15 protein-coding genes are annotated in these 18,164 nt (G+C 39.2%); 4 read left to right on the top strand and 11 right to left on the bottom strand.

What is annotated here, in order from left to right; genetic code table 11:
- Nucleotides 1-10 precede the first annotated feature (10 nt).
- Nucleotides 11-1,111, bottom strand: a complete 1,101-nt coding sequence (gene rseP, locus V7K30_RS28230) for an RIP metalloprotease RseP (RefSeq protein ID WP_335005007.1) — start codon at nt 1,109-1,111, stop codon at nt 11-13.
- An 87-nt stretch (nt 1,112-1,198) separates the two neighbouring features.
- On the opposite strand from rseP, the gene V7K30_RS28235 reads away from it, so the two are divergent.
- On the top strand, nt 1,199-1,357 hold the full coding sequence (locus V7K30_RS28235; protein WP_335005009.1) for a hypothetical protein: 159 nt from the start codon (nt 1,199-1,201) through the stop codon (nt 1,355-1,357).
- A gap of 2 nt (nt 1,358-1,359) precedes the next feature.
- Here the strand turns inward: V7K30_RS28235 and V7K30_RS28240 are convergent, their stop codons facing one another.
- The 6 genes from V7K30_RS28240 to V7K30_RS28265 form a co-directional block, all read right to left on the bottom strand.
- Nucleotides 1,360-2,343, bottom strand: coding sequence for a hypothetical protein (locus tag V7K30_RS28240; RefSeq protein ID WP_335005011.1), 984 nt, complete (start codon nt 2,341-2,343; stop codon nt 1,360-1,362).
- An 18-nt stretch (nt 2,344-2,361) separates the two neighbouring features.
- On the bottom strand, nt 2,362-2,742 hold the full coding sequence (locus tag V7K30_RS28245) for a hypothetical protein (RefSeq protein ID WP_335005013.1): 381 nt from the start codon (nt 2,740-2,742) through the stop codon (nt 2,362-2,364).
- Complete coding sequence (locus V7K30_RS28250; RefSeq protein ID WP_335005015.1) at nt 2,743-3,882, bottom strand: hypothetical protein; 1,140 nt, start codon at nt 3,880-3,882, stop codon at nt 2,743-2,745.
- A gap of 296 nt (nt 3,883-4,178) precedes the next feature.
- On the bottom strand, nt 4,179-5,831 hold the full coding sequence (locus tag V7K30_RS28255; protein WP_335005017.1) for a hypothetical protein: 1,653 nt from the start codon (nt 5,829-5,831) through the stop codon (nt 4,179-4,181).
- Nucleotides 5,832-6,065: 234 nt separating this feature from the next.
- Nucleotides 6,066-7,346 carry a serine--tRNA ligase gene (serS, locus tag V7K30_RS28260; RefSeq protein ID WP_335005019.1) on the bottom strand — a complete coding sequence of 427 codons (1,281 nt, stop codon included), beginning with the start codon at nt 7,344-7,346 and terminating at the stop codon, nt 6,066-6,068.
- A gap of 583 nt (nt 7,347-7,929) precedes the next feature.
- Nucleotides 7,930-8,508 carry a DUF3611 family protein gene (locus tag V7K30_RS28265; RefSeq protein ID WP_335005021.1) on the bottom strand — a complete coding sequence of 193 codons (579 nt, stop codon included), beginning with the start codon at nt 8,506-8,508 and terminating at the stop codon, nt 7,930-7,932.
- Between the two features lie 645 nt (nt 8,509-9,153).
- Here V7K30_RS28265 and V7K30_RS28270 point away from each other — a divergent pair.
- Together V7K30_RS28270 and V7K30_RS28275 are read left to right on the top strand one after the other, a co-directional pair.
- The gene (locus V7K30_RS28270; protein WP_335005023.1) at nt 9,154-9,501 is read left to right on the top strand and encodes a PadR family transcriptional regulator; all 348 of its coding nucleotides are present in this window, start codon (nt 9,154-9,156) and stop codon (nt 9,499-9,501) included.
- A gap of 52 nt (nt 9,502-9,553) precedes the next feature.
- On the top strand, nt 9,554-10,084 hold the full coding sequence (locus V7K30_RS28275; RefSeq protein ID WP_335005025.1) for a cofactor assembly of complex C subunit B: 531 nt from the start codon (nt 9,554-9,556) through the stop codon (nt 10,082-10,084).
- Between the two features lie 447 nt (nt 10,085-10,531).
- Here the strand turns inward: V7K30_RS28275 and V7K30_RS28280 are convergent, their stop codons facing one another.
- Entirely contained in the window at nt 10,532-10,849 is a 318-nt protein-coding gene (locus tag V7K30_RS28280; protein WP_041566316.1) for a DUF3155 domain-containing protein, read from the bottom strand.
- A gap of 284 nt (nt 10,850-11,133) precedes the next feature.
- Here V7K30_RS28280 and V7K30_RS28285 point away from each other — a divergent pair, with 284 nt between their 5' ends.
- The gene (locus V7K30_RS28285) at nt 11,134-12,489 is read left to right on the top strand and encodes a GAF domain-containing sensor histidine kinase (RefSeq protein ID WP_335005027.1); all 1,356 of its coding nucleotides are present in this window, start codon (nt 11,134-11,136) and stop codon (nt 12,487-12,489) included.
- A gap of 120 nt (nt 12,490-12,609) precedes the next feature.
- Here the strand turns inward: V7K30_RS28285 and V7K30_RS28290 are convergent, their stop codons facing one another.
- From V7K30_RS28290 to V7K30_RS28300, 3 genes are all read right to left on the bottom strand, one after another.
- Nucleotides 12,610-15,333 (bottom strand): protein kinase domain-containing protein, encoded by a 2,724-nt coding sequence (locus V7K30_RS28290; RefSeq protein ID WP_335005028.1) that lies wholly within the window; start codon nt 15,331-15,333, stop codon nt 12,610-12,612.
- A 6-nt stretch (nt 15,334-15,339) separates the two neighbouring features.
- Nucleotides 15,340-16,074 (bottom strand): hypothetical protein, encoded by a 735-nt coding sequence (locus tag V7K30_RS28295; protein WP_335005030.1) that lies wholly within the window; start codon nt 16,072-16,074, stop codon nt 15,340-15,342.
- A 644-nt stretch (nt 16,075-16,718) separates the two neighbouring features.
- Nucleotides 16,719-17,960 (bottom strand): S-layer homology domain-containing protein, encoded by a 1,242-nt coding sequence (locus V7K30_RS28300; protein WP_335005032.1) that lies wholly within the window; start codon nt 17,958-17,960, stop codon nt 16,719-16,721.
- Nucleotides 17,961-18,164: the final 204 nt, after the last annotated feature.

Below are 18,164 nucleotides of genomic sequence, written 5' to 3' on the forward strand. Positions count from 1 at the left end.
CTCCCTATTTTCACTGGAACAATCTTTGCACCCATTCCAATTCGCTAGTTAATTGGGTGGTTTCTTTGACTATCAGAAAAATTCCTAACCCTAAGAGTAACACCAAACCGGTTTGCATTACACCTTCTTGAATACGGGCAGGCACAGGCTTACCACGCAAACCTTCAATCAGCAAAAAAGCGAGTTGTCCGCCATCCAAAGCTGGTAAAGGCAAAATGTTGATGATAGCCAAGTTAATGCTGATAATTGCGGCAAAAGACAACAGGTTTGCACTATTATCAGCAGCTAATTTTGCACCTATTTTGACAATATTAACTGGCCCAGAAACTTGTCCAGCAGTTTGTTGAAAATTGGTAATCAACTGTCCAAAACCGCTGAGTGTGCCAACAAATAATTGTTGAAACCTGTTAGCAGCAATGCCGAAAATTTCAAAAGGACTATTAGGACGGCGATAAACTGCTGTAGCATTTGGACTGAGTGCCACACCAACTACACCTTTGCCATCGGCTCCCAGTTTTGGTGTTAATTTCAAGGATTGTTGTTGCTTTTCCCGCTGAATTTTCAGTTCGATTTGCTGATTGGGATGAGTTTGAATTTCTTTTGTCAGCAAAGTAGTTGCCTTTTCAGAAGCCGGGAGTTCCTGACCGTTAACAGCCAGAATAATATCTCCTTCCCGAATTCCTGCTTGATAGGCAATGGATTCTTGATTAACAGGCTGTACGGCGACACCAGCTTGGTAGTTTAATTCCTTGGGAATGCCGACGATGCCCAATTGCAGAGCCAGCACCAAGTAGGCAAATATTAAATTAGCGATCACTCCGGCACTGATGACGATCGCCCGGTCTAAAATTGGACGGTTACGCAGCAGATTCGGGTCATTGGGTGGAACATCGCTATCGGGGTCATCATCGGGAAAGCCCACAAAACCGCCCAAAGGAAAGGCGCGGACAGCATATTCGGTTTGTGAACCTTGGTACTTAAAAAGAACTGGGCCAAAACCCAAAGAAAAACGGTTAACGAGAATGCCTTGAGAACGAGCTGCAACAAAATGTCCCAACTCGTGTACCAAGATCAAAACAGCCAAGACTGCGATCGCTGCTAAAACTGACATAGAGTAAATTTAGTGAAGATATTAAGATACGGTTATCTCTATTCTAATTGGGTATTGGGCATTGGGCATGGGGCTTAGGCATTGGACATGGGGCATTATTTCAAGTCAAAAGATGCATTAACAGTTAGCCAGGTAACTGCTTGCGATCGTGGTGGCAATGATGGAAGGAAGTTGGTCAACTGCTTCACAGGCGAAAAAAGTGGCGGCAACCCTAATCCAAACTGCATCAAAATCTATAGACTGTAAAATTAAGGATTGTAGGTAAACTGACTGTGAATGGCAACTCCGACCCAGGAAGCGGAACTATCTTCTAGGGAATTGTCTGTCTCTCCTAAAATATAAAGATGTTCATAATCCCAAAAACAAAAGCGATAAAGTAACAATTTAGGAAACATAGTGTTTAAGAACTTGATTAAGTTAGTAACATTATCTGTATTATAATCTCTATAATCAACACAAAATCCCGAACCTCCATCTCCTTGAATCATAATTTTTTCAACTTTATAAATTTCAACTAAGCCAGATTTTAACAAAGCATTATTAATTGCTTCTTCTTGACTATTTCCTGATGCGAAAACGATGCTGTGATGATGAATATGCCCGTAGCCACCATCATAGTAGCCATATATCATGATCTCGCCTAACTCTTTAATCATGTTATTAATTGTCTTCTCAATTTTTGACAATTGTTCTGCTTCTAAATTAGATGGTTTTTCTTCTTTGTATGGCGAACAGTGAATAAGTTTATTAATAAATTTAGGTGTTTCTTGGGGAACAGTGGAAGCAAGACAAATCCAGCGTTGACTATCAGGAACTCTCCCCACAAGAACGGATAGGGAATAATGAGAGTTATAGCTGAACGAAAAAGCCTGTAACTTCTTGATTTTCTTTGTTAATAATTTAACTAAATTTGAATATGGTTGATATCTTTGATTTTTAGTATCTTCATCTAGATTTTTTTTTGGATCTTTATTATAAAGATGAATAAGACTCGATGCTAAACCATTCTGTTCTGGCCACAGCCAATTTGTCAAAGTAACTTCTGGGTCAGTTTCTATAATCCAACCTTCAGATTTAATCAGATTTAAGGGTGTGAATTGACCTTTTATAGTTGCATCCCACGCATAGGGTTGTAAAATTGCACCATCTTCATGACATGGAAGACCGTAGCGTATTTCTTCTTCCAAAATAACTTCCAGTGTCCCTAAGCGTTGCTCGGTTTCAGGTTTCATGAATTTTTACTCCTATACTTAATTTAAACTTGCGATCGCCACTGCTCTAACAATTCGATTGCTATCTTCGGTAAGCTGTTGTTTGATATCTGTTGGTGTGGCGGGATTATCAGCCACTGCGTAACGTTCCAGCCAAGATGCTGACTGCGCCCCCTGTTGCAACACCTCAGCAGGGGTGAGAGGGTGCAACAACGTCACCAAACGTACAAAAGGAACATCTGACTCGGCATACTCCGATAACACCGTTGCTAAGTCATCTGTTTGGGGGTTGTAGATTCGGCTCAAACCGCGTAGTGTGGCGCTGGTTGGGGGTTGATTTACAACCGATTTGACTAAATCTTGCAGGGAAGCACGCACCGCAGGCGGGGTATGAGGATTTTTCGCTACAGCACGACGCACTTATACTTTTTCATCACGGGCAAGTTGTTCGAGTTGAGCCGATGGTAAGTTAGGATTAGTCGCTACCGCAGCACGAATGGTTAAATCTTCATCTTGCGTCAAAGCTACTAATGCACTTGCTGGAGTCCGAGAATTTGTTACTACTTTCAGCCGCACTTCTACTTTTTCATCAGTTGATAAAAGCTCTAAAACCTGAGCCGGTACATTCCCATTAGCAGCAACGGCTTCACGGACTGGCAATGCTTTATCTTGGGCTAATTGTTGCCAATGTGCTTCGGTTAAGTTGGGATGGCGGACTAAAGCAATACGCACATTTGCATTAGAATGCTGGATAAATTGAGTTAATAGTTCTGGTGTTAGATTTGGGTTACGAGCAAGAGAAATCAAGACAGGTTCTTCTGGTTCTGTAGCAATTATTTTTGCCATCAATTCTGGAGGGAGATTGAGACTTGATGCTACAGGTTGACGAACATATTGGGACTTATTTTCTAACAACCTTTCCATTAAATTGACAGGAATTTCGTTTCTTTCTACCATTGCACCAGCAACTTCTTCATCATGCTTATTCAGCAACCTCTCTAGCAATTGTGGTGAGCTATTAGGATTTCCAGCTATACCCCAAAGAACAGGTTCATAAGTATCATCTATCATTTTTTCTAATGCAGACAACGGAGTATTACGATGATGTGCAACGTTCGATCTAATCCATGAAGTTGTGTTTGTTGATAATTTTTCGAGGGTACTGGCAGGCATTTGAGAGCCTTCTAGATTTCTGAGCAAATACTCGAACACTTTCTCTTGTCCATAACTATTTTTTAGAGTATGTTCTACTACTGCTGCTAAGGCATTTCCTGGAGTTTTACGATTGTAAGCATTAGCAACTTTCTTTTCTACTCCCAAAAATTCGAGAACTTCTACAGGTGTATTCTGATTTCCAGTTAGTTTCTCCCACACTCTTCTGCTGGAATCTTGAGCGAGTTGAGTTAATATTTCTACGGGAGTGTTTTTATTTCCTGCAATTTCTGCTCTAACTGAATCTGATTCATCCTGAGCTAATCGTTCTAAAATTTCTATTTGACTGGAACGATGACGCACCAAGTTCAAGCGGATATTTAAATTCTCATCTTGGGTGAGATCCAAGAGAATAGGAAGCGGTAAATTAGGATTTTGAGAGACAACTTGACGAATGGTTGCATCACTATCTTTTGCTAGTTGTTCAAGGATAGTGATTGGAGTTTTGTTGCTACTGGCTGCGATGAGTTTAGTATTTTGATCTCCGGTTTCAAGAACTTGGGCTAAAGCATAGGAACTGTTAGAACGATTAGCAAGAATTTGATTAGCTTCTGCTATTTCCTGTTCTTGCTCTTGAGCAACTAATAACCGATAGCGTTCTAAAGTAGGTAAGCTGGGATTATTTAAAACTATTTGACGAACATTTATTTGACGGACTGGTTTAACATTATTAATCGGTTTTCAACAGGCTGTCGAGCAAGCTGAACTAATATCTCAGGTGGAGTGGCTGGATTTTTTGCTAAATGTGCATTTTGTGTTCCTAATGCTGCGATTTGCTCTAGAAGATATATAGGAGAATGTAAATCTTTAGCTATTGTATCTATATCTCTTGAGTTAATTTTATAAAGAAAGTCTCTTCGTTTATCTTCCTGCATAATGGGAAGATATTCATTAATTTTTAGAGCTATACATAGTTCTAAGTTTCTATCATAATCTAGGTTGAGCAGATTGAAATGTTCTATGATTTTCGATTTTAAATCAATTGGAGTTTTAATATTACCAATTAATGCTGCACAGACCAAAATATCTGGTTTGGATTTAGATAATATATGCGATCCAATCTGTTCTATCAAATGAAGAGGGGTTTTACTCCAACCTGCAACTGCTGCACGAACTGTTTCAAACTCATGTGTTGCTAATTCCTCTAATAATTTTTCTCTCAAGTTACTAGAAATAGAAAAACTTTGAGCAACAGCTAACCTTACTCTATAACTAGAATCTTCTGCAAGTTTTTCTAAAGTGTTGCTCGAAACATTTGGATGTTTTGCGATTTCTTTTTTCTGTAGATTATGTGATCTATGAACAATTTTTTCGAGAATTTCTCCAGGAGTTGTACGTTGTTGAATATTAAGATCAATATTTGGTTGAAGAATAAGATCAATATTTGATTCTGGCTTTCTTCTAGCAGCCAACTGCACATTTGCATTAGGATACTGTGCTAACTTTTCTAAAATCTCTTCAGAAGCATTTTCATGCCGCGCCACCACAGATTGAATCTCCAGATCAGATTCTGCTAATACCGCCAAAACTTGGGCTGAGGTAACGGAATTTTGCGCCACAGCTAACCGAATTTTAAAGACTTTATCCGCTGCCAAAGCCAGTAGGGTTGCTTGAGAAGTTGAGGGATTTTTTGCCACCGCGAAACGTATGCAATCCCAACGACTTTGTGCTAAAGTTGCTAACTGTTCTGCATCCGTATCGCAATCACGCGCTATCTCATGCTGTCCTTGCACTAAGCGCACTAACTCCGGCGGACAACTGGGATTATATGACACAGAGAGACGAATAGCTAACTCCAAATCTCCCGCCAAAGATTCTAATAACGCCAATGGGGTTTGAGGATCTTCTGCGACTTGTAAACGCGGTTCTAGGCTGGGTTCTTTTGCTAACCGTTCCAGTAACTGGAGATGATATCGTGGCGGTAAATAGGTATTGCTGAGAGCTTGAATGAGATATTGGCTAGGAACCCACTCACTGAGGAAGCAGGGGGGAACAGGGGCAATTTTGATCAGTTCGACTGCTAATTTGTCATTTTGCCCGATATAGCGCGATTTTAAGACTTCCTCAACGGCATTCTGGCCATTTTCACTGAGTTCTCCTGCCCAGTTGATGTGCAATTGTGCGGCTTCAGCAACGGGCGCGTAGGGGCTATTGACTAAGACTTCTAGCAAGGGGCGTGGCGTTGGGGAATAACTCGCCACTGCTAGTTGTAAGGCGACGGGTTGAGTGTTAAGCTGTGTCGGGTCAGCTAGAAACGGTTCTAAATCTGAAATAGTGAGCAATCGCAATAATTCCATTATCCCACCCCAAATCCTCATTGAAGGTCAACAGAATCTTATCCTGTTTGTTATTCCTTTAGGGTGTCCGCTTCCTCCTGGATAATCTATTTTCAAAAATTATTTATTACATTTACCTATGTATTGTTAGATCAACACCCGCCCAAAGTACTGGCTCGCCTTTGCATGAGACAAAAAATTATTTATGCAAGAAGCTATTGGTCAAATGACAAATGACAAATGACCAATGACTAATTACAAAACTTCACGTCCCAAATAAGGTTGCAACACTTTTGGTATCCTCACCGTCCCATCAGGTTGTTGATAATTCTCCAAAATTGCTGCCATCGTCCGTCCTACCGCCAAACCCGAACCGTTGAGGGTATGTACGAACTGAGTACCTTTCTTCCCCGCCTCTTTGAAGCGAATATCAGCCCGTCGCGCCTGGAAATCTATAGTATTGGAACAGCTAGAAATTTCGCGGTATTTGCCAGAAGAAGGCAACCAAACCTCTAAATCATAAGTTTTGGTAGAAGCAAATCCCAAATCCCCAGTACTTAAATTTATTACTCGGTAAGGCAACTGCAATGCCTGTAAAATTGCTTCTGCATTCCCCACCAATTTCTCTAGTTCATCAAAAGATGTACTGGGTTCGACAAATTTCACCATTTCCACCTTGTTGAACTGATGCAGGCGAATTAATCCCCGCATATCGCGCCCATAACTACCAGCTTCGCGGCGAAAACAGGGAGTAAAAGCGCAGTGGTAAATAGGCAAATCTTCAGCAGCGAGAATTTCACCCCGGTAGAGATTTGTAACTGGAACCTCTGCTGTCGGAATCAGCCACAAGTCGTCATCAGCGCATTTAAAGCTTTCTTCAGCAAACTTGGGTAACTGACCAGTCGCCGTTAAAGACTCGGTATTCACTAACAGCGGCGGACTGACTTCCACATATCCCGCTTGAGTATGGAGAGTCAGCATAAATTGAATTAAAGCCCTCTCCAATGCCGCACCAGCGCCTATTAAGGTCACAAAGCGACTTTGGGCAACTTTTACAGCTCGCTCAACATTGAGAATACCTAGCTTTTCGCCTATTTCCCAGTGAGGGAGAATATTCGGATTTTGGGGAATGTACTCATCACCCCAACGGCGCACTTCTACGTTATCTTCCTCATTCTTTCCAAGGGGTGTAGAGTCGCTTGGTAAGTTGGGAAGTGCCAACACAAGTTGGGCAATTTCAGCTTTGAGTTCTTTTTCCTGGGGTTCCAGTTGGCTCAACGTAGCTTTGACAGAGTTACCTTCATCGCGCAAAACTTGAATTTCTGGGTCTTGAGGATTGATCCCAGATTTAATCTTCTGCCCGACAATTTTACCGATTTCGTTGCTACGGGCTTGGAGTTGACTGCGCGTCCCCTCAAGTTCCCGTTGTTGCCGATCTAACAGTAATATCGGTTCGATGTCGTATTTACCACTACGACTATTCAATCGTTCTTGAACTAATTGCGGATTTTCCCGTATTTGCTTGATATCCAGCACAGATTTTTCTCAGTTTTTAGCCTATTATCTACTTGCCAACACATCAGCATATACTGATTTTGGCTTGCCACGAGCAGAAAAGCAAACATAAAAATTTTGCTCTGCCAATCTTGCCAAGGCTAAGAAACTTTCAAATCCAAAATTTGGTATTACTCCTCCGATTTTCCAGACTCCTGAGTATTGGTAAGTGATGGTAGCCAGTAAGCAAGTACGGAGGGTAAACCACTCCAGTACACTGCCTGGTTTTGGCTATTCTCGCGTTAGATAAAGATTAGGGAACTACACAATCCAAATATTAGAGTACTAAAAAACACTTATATACCAAATTTTCAGATTTCTAGTTTTTTCATAGTGAAAGACCTCCAACAAAGATTATTCATCTCTATAACAGTTCTAATATCACTCTGTAGACAGATGCTAATATGAATAACTGGTATTAGCATTCACACTGTACTTTGATAATTTCGGAAAAGTACAATGAACATATTTAAATTATTCGCCATACAACCTCTGAAAAGGAAGGGAAAAGAAGTCAAAAGAATTACTGATTTTTGACTTTTACCTTTTCTTCCGACTCCCCTTTCTAAGGTCGGTTAATGCGATTGAGTAGCCAAAGTGACGCCACAAGCCCTGCAAAGTGTGCTGATACAGTGTTGGTATTTGCCTGTACTACAAGCATATCTAGACCGCTAATAATCCGGGTGGGGTCAAAAAACTGGGTAGTTATAGCTTGGGGAGATATGGATCTTGCTACCAGTGTTCCAACGATCGCTTGCGCCCCCAAAAGAGTCACCAGCGTTCCCCCTAAATTCACCAATACTCCTAAACGTAATACTTGCACAGTCTCGATTTTCCGAGGACGGTTGCTGGGATTGGAGGATTCCAATTGCTTGCCAATTCTAGTGTAACGGTAAGCTAAATAAATGCCCCCACCTAAAACAACCAGTCCACAAATTGCTAAAAATACGCCAAAGCCAGTCCCAGGATTATTACTAGGACTGCCAGTTCTTTGATTAAAAATGGCGAACAGCAGCACAATTATGCTAGAAACAACGCCTAGTACTAGCTGAATCCAGAAGCTAATCCAACCTGTAAGGCGAAAAGTTTGGGCAATTGCCCGGAGAGTTGAGGAAGATGATGGAGCATCGGGAGTTTGTGACATACTGATCACCAATGTGCTGGGCGCTTTCAAAGGACACAAAAACACGGGGACATGGAAAGCCTTGTTGAGAGATATCGCACTTTGCGTCTCTCTCTTTCCTAGTCTTTGCGTCTTCTTTGATAAATTTACTATCACACTTGCCAAATAAGACAAGAGATTCTCTTGTCGAGGAAATCAAAAATGCTTACTGCTTAGGTATGTCCACAGGCGTAGCAGCTTTAACCCAAGCGCCTTCTTCTTAAGTTTTTAGAATCTGCATTGGTAAAATCACTGTAAAACAAAGTGTTTCTTAAGTTTTACAGACAAAATTGCATTTTACCTGTAGAATTTCTTCGATGGCATTTTATTGCTTAAGCAGTTCTAACCAGCTCGGCATCACTTAACACCAAGATAGTGACTTCGCCACTGTCTGCTTGCTCCTCACCACACCGTATCGAGCTTGGGTAGGGGTACACTGTTTTGTGCCCCTAAAACTCGCAAACTCGTCCCACGACTTCACAGGCGTGGGTAATTCCTTGGTGTTTACGCAATGGATATCTAGTCTAAGTAGCTTTATATATATTACTCACTTAGCAGTAGCACTGTATACTGACTACAAAGATTGTAGACCTTACCCTAAGGCATTTTTTTAGCCATTCACTAACCATGAAACTTGAGGATATATATCAATTCTTTGAGAATCCTCCGCCAACTTACCTTTGTCAGGAAGTAGCAGTTTGTTACATACTGTCTGTTTTATTACAAGGTGAATCCTACGGAACCGAGTTGATTGAGCAATTAGAAACTGAATATCCCACCTATAGGCTTTCGGATACCGTACTTTATAGTGCAATCAAATTTCTGGAAGACCAAAGGGCAATCACTGGATATTGGAAGAAACTCGAAGGACGGGGACGCCCCAGGCGGATGTACCAAGTTTCTCCAGAATGGCAAGTTCAAGCGCAGGATTTAGCTTTTCTTTGGCAAAACTACATCAACCGGAGGACAAAGTAACGAATAATTGATAATGAATAAGTCTCTTCCAGTCAAACACTAACAATTAGTTATGGATACTGCTATTCTGCCATCTACGTTCCTGCTAACCTTGTTGTTATCGGTTGGGCTGTTTTTCTTTATTCGTGCCTCGACTAAAGACCGCACAGAAACAGCACAACTGGTATCTGAGCAAGACGAAGCTACTTTAATATCTCAATTAAAAGAGTATTTTCGCTCCCGGTCTTACCGAGTGGCAGCGGTAGACCGAGAACAAAACCAGGTGACTTTTGAAGGTAATGTTCGCCCCAGCTGGTTCTTAGCTATATTTCTAACTCTACTGGCAGCTACTGGTATTGTTTGTCTATCACTAGTTGTGTCTCTGCTTTTTCCTCGCCTCAGTACCCTTGTTCTAGCTATGGTACTGCTGTCGCCTTTAAGTGGTCTATTTTATTGGAAAAAATCTGGAAGACTTGAGAAGGTGTCGCTCAAAGTAGAAACAACTCAGAGCGAACAAACCTCCTCAAGTAAGATCACTGTAGTTGCCCATCGAGATGAACTCAGTGAGTTACAGAGGATTCTACAGCTAAAGGCTGGTGAATAATTGTTGATTTTTGTGACCATCTCTTAAGTATGATATGCAGACTTCTGACGTGACCTACTTTTTAGGCAATGGAAAGTAGTCAGGAGGAAATCAAGGCTACTGCTTTGTCAGTTTTCCCCACAACTTGTGTCGTGGGGAAAAATTTAAATTTATTAACTTAAATTTGTTGACAGAGCTTGCTTAATAATCTACGGCATAAGAGCGCAACTTCACTAGCGCTTTTGGAGGCGCTTGGCTCTATACCTACTCCCTTCTGCATCATGAGACTATTATCAACCTATGTAACCTAGCGTGGTTTGAGACAAGTTGACTTTCAATACCTGGACTAGATTTACTGGCAAATCAGCTACAAACTAAAAAAAAATTAAATTTTGCATAAACTTAGCAATTTTGCCAGTTAATTATAGTCAGGAGCCACATTCAATGCGTAAGATGACCATTTCTGGTTCACCGACTAGCTAAAGCAAGAGGTTCTTGACCTGGTGAAGGTTCTAACACCCTCAAGCTAGGAAACAAGAAATGGTTTTCCTCTACGTATTGAGCACCAAACAGCCCCTTTTCTGCCCAGAAATAACGGTCTGTAGTGTGTTCATTTCGCTTTACGAGTAGCAACGCGGGAGGCAAAATCCCTTCAGCTTGAATGAATCTTCTCGCTGCTGTCACAGGTTTTTCTTCGCCACTTTCGATGCTATATTGAGGCACATGTTCCAGAATCCGCCGTCCTTCCTGACGACGACGACTTTTCCTTTTGCGTCTCCTTGCCAATATATTGTCCTCCTCTTTCAAGCTATAGATTGTAGTGATCGCTACAAAATCCGTCGCCATTATATAAGTTCTAGTTCAAAATATCAATAGCTTTTAACCTTTTAATGTAAGAAAGTTAATATCTTTGAAGATAGAGAAAACAAAATCACCTAAAGATATAATCCCTTAATACAAACCATCACGAAGAAGATTTTAGTTAAGCTTTATTAAATGAGTGAGGTAAAAATTAAGTATCCTCTCTTAATCATGCCTCAAAATCTGTAATCTTGAGCAAGAGCTAAAAAATGTTAATGTCTGCCAGTTCCGATTTTCTTGCTCTGTGTCGAGAGCAAATAGCGCTGCTAACCCAAGGCCTGGGAGCAACATTAAGTATTGTGTACCTAACACAAGAATTGGTAGAGACTCCTTCAGGTGAGGCCAAACTGATTCCTGTGGTAATTTACCCGGAAACAGCATTATTACCACCAGGGGAGGAGACTGGTGAAGCGACACTACACAAGCAACTTCAAGTTGGAAATGTGTTTGTATTACCCAATCGTCAGAGAAGGTTATTGACAGCAGGGTCAGAATCTCCAACCTCATCACGGGAGTCGGAAATACCAGATGCGTCTCAACCCCATCTAAAAGAGGAATACCTACTTAGTAGCAACCAAAGTGTTTTACCCCTGATTTATGAGGGTGTGATGATGGGGTTACTGGTGACAAGTAGGGAAGACCGCGCATGGAATGAACACGAGCAAAGTCAGATTCAACGGATAGCCCAAACACTGGCGATCGCTTGTATTTTAGATCAACGGCGAGCATGGTTTGAGCAGCAGTTGCGTGAGCAACAAATTCTCCAAGAAAAACAGCGGGATTTGCTGGATAACCTGTTGCATCAGTTTCGTAACCCATTAACGGCGTTGCGGACTTTCGGCAAACTGTTATTGAAACGACTCCGGCCAGCAGATACCAACCGGGATGTGGCAAATAGTATTGTGCGGGAAAGCGATCGCCTCCAAGAATTGCTGCAACAATTTGATCAAGTAATTGATTTGACAGAGGCAGATTTAGCACCACTACATCTAGCAGAAAATGAAGTATTGCTAGAAGCAACTATCCAAAAATCTGCTAAACCACCGTTATTATTGCCCGGAACCGGAGATAAAGCAGTTGACTGCTCGCTAGCAGATATATTAGAACCATTATTAATATCAGCCAAAGCAATCGCACAAGAGCGAAAGCTAAAACTAATAACTGAAATTCAACAGAATTCACCCCTAGTACGTGCAAACGTCAAAGCATTACGAGAGGTGTTAACTAACATCATCGATAATGCATTGAAATACACTCCCACTGGTGGCAAAATTTTGATTCAGGCGGGACAAGAAAAAGCTAATTTTCAGGGAATAGTCATTAGTGATAACGGGCCTGGCATTCCACCCCAGGATTTAGAACATCTTGGAGAACGGCATTATCGCGGCGTACAAGCGCAAACAGAAATTCCGGGTACAGGTTTAGGGTTAGCGATCGCTAAACAATTAATAGAGCAAATGCAGGGCGAAATCGAGGTTTTCAGCCCTGCAATCAACTCTAAATTAACTTCACCCAATGCACCGGGGACTACATTTATTATTTGGTTGCCTGAAACTAAAAGTTAGTCTATTCAGAACGGGTTATCCCGTTTTTCTTTAACTTTTAACGCTGCTCAAAATCCTAATCTCAGATTATAATTTTTAACAATCAAATAGCTAAGTATTTATTCACATGATAGTTAGCATTTAAAGAGTTAGCATATCATCCAAGCGTATTGTCATATTACCTGACTGTACTTCAACCAGCGAAGAAGTTAGCTTATCAAACTCTAGAGATACACCTATCTGGCTATTATTTATTAATGTAGACAGTGTTGGTATTTTTTCAAGCAACTCATCACTAAGATATGATCTAAGAAGGACAGTTTGGATGTCATTGGTATTGATAAAATCAGTAATATTACGCTTGAGTTTCTCAATATCCTCAAGAAGTAAAGTAATTCGCTCCTTATCTTCTTTGCCACTATTATAATAGGAATTCTCGCTTTCATGAATAGTCAGTTTTAGATAGATAGAAGCAACTCTTTCAAGAATTTCTTTAATTTTAGACGTTTTTGCATTTTTTGGCTGCTTGATCAAACCAATGTTATCAAAAAAATTCTTTTTTTGTTCACTATTATATGGTTCTATTATATTTATCTTCTTATTCTTAAAAGAATTATTCATAGTCAAAAGACTATTGATTATATCATTTATTCCTGGTTTACTGTAAGTATTGTTTTCAATGCCTACGAAAAATATATTGTATATATAAATTCCTATCATGTTTAAATAATAAACAGAAGGTTCGATATTTTGGTAGTAGACAACTTCCCTTACTATCTCACTATTAGTAATATTATTTATGATTTTCGATACTTCATCTTTATTGTCTTCCTGAAACGAGACGTGTTTATAAGTTAAATTAGAGCCTTCAGAAAATTCAACTTGCAACAATACATTTGTAGTATTATTTTGAGGCTTTATTATAATCCAATCTCCCTTTTCAATATTATTTCTATAAGAAGACGAATCTAAAAATTGATATTCATATTTTTGATTCTCTAATTCTTTAATTTTAATTTTCCGACGCAGAAACGCTAAATAATTTGGAACAAAGGGATTTCCCATATCACGAGTAATTTTTGTATATACAGAGTCACTTCTTAAATCTTTCTTATAATACTCTTCCGTCTTGTATGCCTGAAACCTTATAGTTAGATTTTCTGGTTCACCATTTGTCTCTCTAATAACCAAGTTTGTAGGATGTAACTCACTAAATGAGAATGAATTCTGCGAGGATGAAGATTGCACAGAGCGATTAACTAATTCAGATATTTTATCCAAATACCAAAATCCTCTTACAAAACGAGCAGGTAATTTATCCTTATCCAAGTTTTGTAGTTCTTTAAGTGTTTCTAAAAAACTTGGAGTAGGTGAATTATTTTCCTTTTCCCAATTGCGGCGATAAAGACTATTATTTGTTCTTCTAAATTCAAAATTTTTACTCTGCTCTAATTCCAGTATTTTATCAAGCACAAGCTGCACAGCTATTTTATCAGAACTGTCATCGCTAAGGGTATAAAAAGTATTTCCTGCCTTGTAAAGTATGCACTTTAAAATAATCTCAACAATTTCGCGAGGAGCATATGTTGTTGAATTTTTATGAAGCTTAAAAGGCTCAAATACCTGAACTAAACTTGGTTCGCTAGATTGAAGACTAAAAACCTTCTCATAGTCTTCCATTATTTCATCAACTTTTTTCTCTTTTTTGTCATAAATTACTCGAATATTATCATAAAAACGCTCTGGCGATTCTCCACAAGTAAGTAGGTCGAAGAAAATCGCTCCCAAACCAAATAGATCGGTTTGTATTCCTTGCCGTTTGTACAATAAAATCTGTGTTTTATGATCATTATTAATATTTTTAATAATATCATTATTTACATTCAAAAAAATGTGTATTGATGAGTTTTCATCAATAGAGATTGACTCAATTTCATACTGTTCTTTATTTTTACTAAAAACTACAAAATCGTTATTTCCAATAATTGAATCACGAAGTTTAGGATCGGTACTAATAAGCTCAACTTTATGGTTTTCGCTATCTACTTGAATATCCGCATCACAAATATCAAAATAGTCTTTTTGTTCAGGTGAACGGTAGTGACGTGTTCCAAGAGGTAGTTCTGCACTAGCTATTGGCAAAGATGCAGTTATTGGATCTCTTTTTGGTAACAGAAAACCAAGGTCGCCAATCACAGCTTTAACCTCAGAACCCTCTTCGTTTACGAAAATATTTGCAGGTTTCATATCGAGGTGTAACAGACCAGCTTTATGAAGAGTTACAAGACCTTGAGCAATATCTTTTAAATATGGAAGTATATTAGCTATACGATCTTCAAAGGTCATCTGTCTAAGAATCTCATATCCTGTAAGCTTACCAGCAGTAGGGTGTTGAGATTTTTCCTCTTCTGTATTTTGTTTACCGTCTCTTTCCAAAATGTCTTTCAGTGTTGCATCATACTTCTCAGTTACTAAAGCATAATTTGAGATTCTTAATGGTTCAAAAAACACCTTTAGTGTCTTATATACATTTGACTCTTGAAATGAATTAGTCCAACCGACTGTCCTGATAACACCAAAAATTTTTCTCTCTCCCTTGGCTCGTGTAATTTCTTGTGTTGATTTAATTTCATTGTCAAAACGTGACTGATCGATCTTATGAGCATAAAGAAGTTTAACAGCAAATCTGTCTTCTTGATTACTATCATGGACTGCAAATACTATACCAAAACTGCCGTCACCAAGTTTAATAGGCTGCCCTTTTTCATCTAGTGTAAAATAAAAATTTTGGCTGTTACCCCCTAATGTTTTAAATGAATATTTGTCATTTTCTTGTTTAAGGTTATCTTCTTTTTCTAAGGACATACTAATTTACTCCTGAGCTAAAATAAAGAGAAAATATTCTTTACGAGAGGTTTTGGGTTTATATTCAATTAAGATTGTTTTTTTAACTATGTTTTTCTCTACTGAGAATACTAAGTCAGGAATTGCTTCCAGCTTTATAATTTCACCAGCTTTATACTCGGTAAATTGGAAGGTTTCCGATAACTCTGATGATAAATTATTTATATCTATCACTCGTTTGGAACTATTTCTTGGAAATTCTAACTCTATTACCCCATTTCTATTAAGACATAATCCAAATTGTTCAGCATTTTCGATTGTTTTAATCAATGCCCACTCATTTTCCTGTATGGGAATTAATTTAATATTGTCGATTAACACCGATTTATCTTCTGGGTTTCCTTTTTTATGCCACCAATTTCTTTGATTAATGATTAAATGTAATCCGCTGCTAAAAGGGATATTTGTAATATTGAATTTGATGTTGTTTCCTGGCTCTGTTTTCCGTTTTTCTGGTGCATTATTTGGAAGAAAAGCAATGGATTCATTTACATTATCTAACGAATTTTCTAAGCTTTTACTTGTAGAACCTCTGGGAGTAATTATAGCTAAAGGCTTATTTTGATTACCTATTATAACGAAATTAAAATTAATAGACGGATTGATATTTTCTGCCAGTTTTAGATTCAGATTTCCGATACCTGTAAGTTTAGGGATAAATCCTTGAAGTAATTTAATAATATCCAATAAATCTTGATTCATAAGCATTATCTCCTTTCTTTACCACCTAAATTAATTTGCGCGCTTGAGCAAAAGTACCAACATTAAAATTATTTTTAATAAATCCTAGAAAATTTAGTATTGTCTTACCTCTGGAGCGCTATTATCACTCTCATCAATGAAAATATCGCAAAACTACTGCTGAAACTTAGTTTCAGCAATTTTATAAAAATGCTAAGTTTAGTCAAAAAATAGCGTGAGTACTACATACCTACAATATACAGTACTTACACTAATCTTACAATTCAACTTTAGATTGACGCTCTTTTATTACTCTCATTAGAGAATATTTAGAACCTTGTTTCTGTGTGCTTGCTTTCAAATGAAGATTTTTTGGTTTTGCCGATCAAACCTTTTAAAAAGATTCAAGATCAGCATCTTATTTTTCTCTCATCAGATATATAAAAGAGGGCTAAAGTTGAGTTACAAGTTATGATGTGCTTACCCTGGAGAGGAAAAAATTTTAAGAGTATCCCGAATTTACAAAATATATTTTACATCTCCAGAAATTATTATTCGTTGCCTAAAACCCTTGTAGAGCCGTAGCAGTGCTACGTCTCTACATTCATTTTCGGAGAAGTCTAATCTATGCGAACAGATTGTAAATTATAACTTTGCATTAATAACTATCTTAGTGAAACCAACAAATTTTGATTGATCGTCATTTGTAAATCGGTATTTGGGTCAATGGCGATTAAGTCAACACTCTTCTTACCGAAGAACAGACCAACCAACGCACCGATACCAGCACCACCCAAGACTTCTTCTGTGGCAATGGCGCGATCGCCAGTGACAGCAGATATTGCAGTTGCTGCACCTGCGCCCAATACAGTATTCTTGATAATTGAACTAGTACTAATGCCCTTTTTGACGGTTTCAGTTTTGGTAATCACGTCTGAAGTAGCGTTAAGCTGATACTCCTGACCATTGGTCAAAACCAGTTTCTCGGCAACGAATTGAGAACCGCCTGTAGCAGGTTTGAGTTGACCAATAACCTGACTACCAGCAGGAATCACTACAGATCCGTCTTGCGTAACCACGTTTTGGGATACTGTCAATGTCAAAGGCGCTGTTTCATCCTTTGTAACCAGAATTTTTTCTGCCTTGTCATACTTCACAGCAATAGCAGTCCCTTGGGCAATTGTGACTGATGTAGGCGTTGGGGTAGTAGACCCGACAGCCACGACATAGGGCGAGTTAATTGATGAGGCTTGATTAGAACTAACCAATGCTTGGTAAATAAAACCTGCTACCTGGGCACGAGTGGCGGTTGCAGTTGGATTCAGGAACTTCACATTCGGATAGTTCACCACAATTTGCTTCTCAGTTGCTGCTGCGATCGGGCTACGGGCATAGCTAGCAATGTTAGAGGCATCGTTGAAATATTGCAGAGTGCTTTCGGTATTGCCGATGGGACTATATGCCAGACCGTTAGCGAGGGAAACCAAAACCTGCTCACGGGGAATAGCTTGGTTAGGCTCAAAGCGATTACCAGGATAACCAGATAAGAAACCTATAGTGTAGGCTTGCTGAATGGCACTCGATGCCCAATAGTTGCTGGGCACATCAGTAAAATTGATTGCCTGCCGTTGCTGTGCTTTTTGGAAAGCTTTATTGACCATCGCGGCAAATTGAGCGCGTGTCACCGGTTCTTCAGGGCGGAAGCTACCATCAGGAAATCCGGCAATTACACCTCGCTGTGATAATTGTTGAATAAACTGTGCCGCCCAATAGTTAGATGAAACATCAGAAAAAGTAGTTTGAGCTAAAGATGGCGAAGCTGTAATGAAAGGCGCTACAGTACCGACTGTGACGCTCAAAGCCATGAGTGCAGCTGTTCGAGATTGCCAACGATTTAAAGTAAACATTAATTTTTAACTCCAGTACAATTATTTTTTTTACTGTTAATTAATTAGACATTTACTGAAGTATTAGGTTCCCAATTATTTCTGCCTTTTGTAAAAACTATCACTTTTGGTATACAGTCAAATTAGATAGTCGAAATCAGAAAATACCTGTAAACCGAGCTAGCAAGAGGGATATAGTGGAATCAGCCTCTTAGCGATTAAGGG

The organism is Nostoc sp. (assembly GCF_036917655.1).
GTDB lineage: Bacteria > Cyanobacteriota > Cyanobacteriia > Cyanobacteriales > Nostocaceae > Nostoc.

Coding starts and splice junctions, on each gene's coding strand:
- rseP (WP_335005007.1), bottom strand. CDS start 1,111: ATGTCAGTTTTAGCAGCGATCGCAGTCTTGGCTGTTTTGATCTTGGTA.
- V7K30_RS28235 (WP_335005009.1), top strand. CDS start 1,199: ATGGGGCATTATTTCAAGTCAAAAGATGCATTAACAGTTAGCCAGGTA.
- V7K30_RS28240 (WP_335005011.1), bottom strand. CDS start 2,343: ATGAAACCTGAAACCGAGCAACGCTTAGGGACACTGGAAGTTATTTTG.
- V7K30_RS28255 (WP_335005017.1), bottom strand. CDS start 5,831: ATGGAATTATTGCGATTGCTCACTATTTCAGATTTAGAACCGTTTCTA.
- V7K30_RS28265 (WP_335005021.1), bottom strand. CDS start 8,508: ATGTCACAAACTCCCGATGCTCCATCATCTTCCTCAACTCTCCGGGCA.
- V7K30_RS28270 (WP_335005023.1), top strand. CDS start 9,154: ATGAAACTTGAGGATATATATCAATTCTTTGAGAATCCTCCGCCAACT.
- V7K30_RS28275 (WP_335005025.1), top strand. CDS start 9,554: ATGGATACTGCTATTCTGCCATCTACGTTCCTGCTAACCTTGTTGTTA.
- V7K30_RS28285 (WP_335005027.1), top strand. CDS start 11,134: ATGTTAATGTCTGCCAGTTCCGATTTTCTTGCTCTGTGTCGAGAGCAA.
- V7K30_RS28290 (WP_335005028.1), bottom strand. CDS start 15,333: ATGTCCTTAGAAAAAGAAGATAACCTTAAACAAGAAAATGACAAATAT.
- V7K30_RS28295 (WP_335005030.1), bottom strand. CDS start 16,074: ATGAATCAAGATTTATTGGATATTATTAAATTACTTCAAGGATTTATC.
- V7K30_RS28300 (WP_335005032.1), bottom strand. CDS start 17,960: ATGTTTACTTTAAATCGTTGGCAATCTCGAACAGCTGCACTCATGGCT.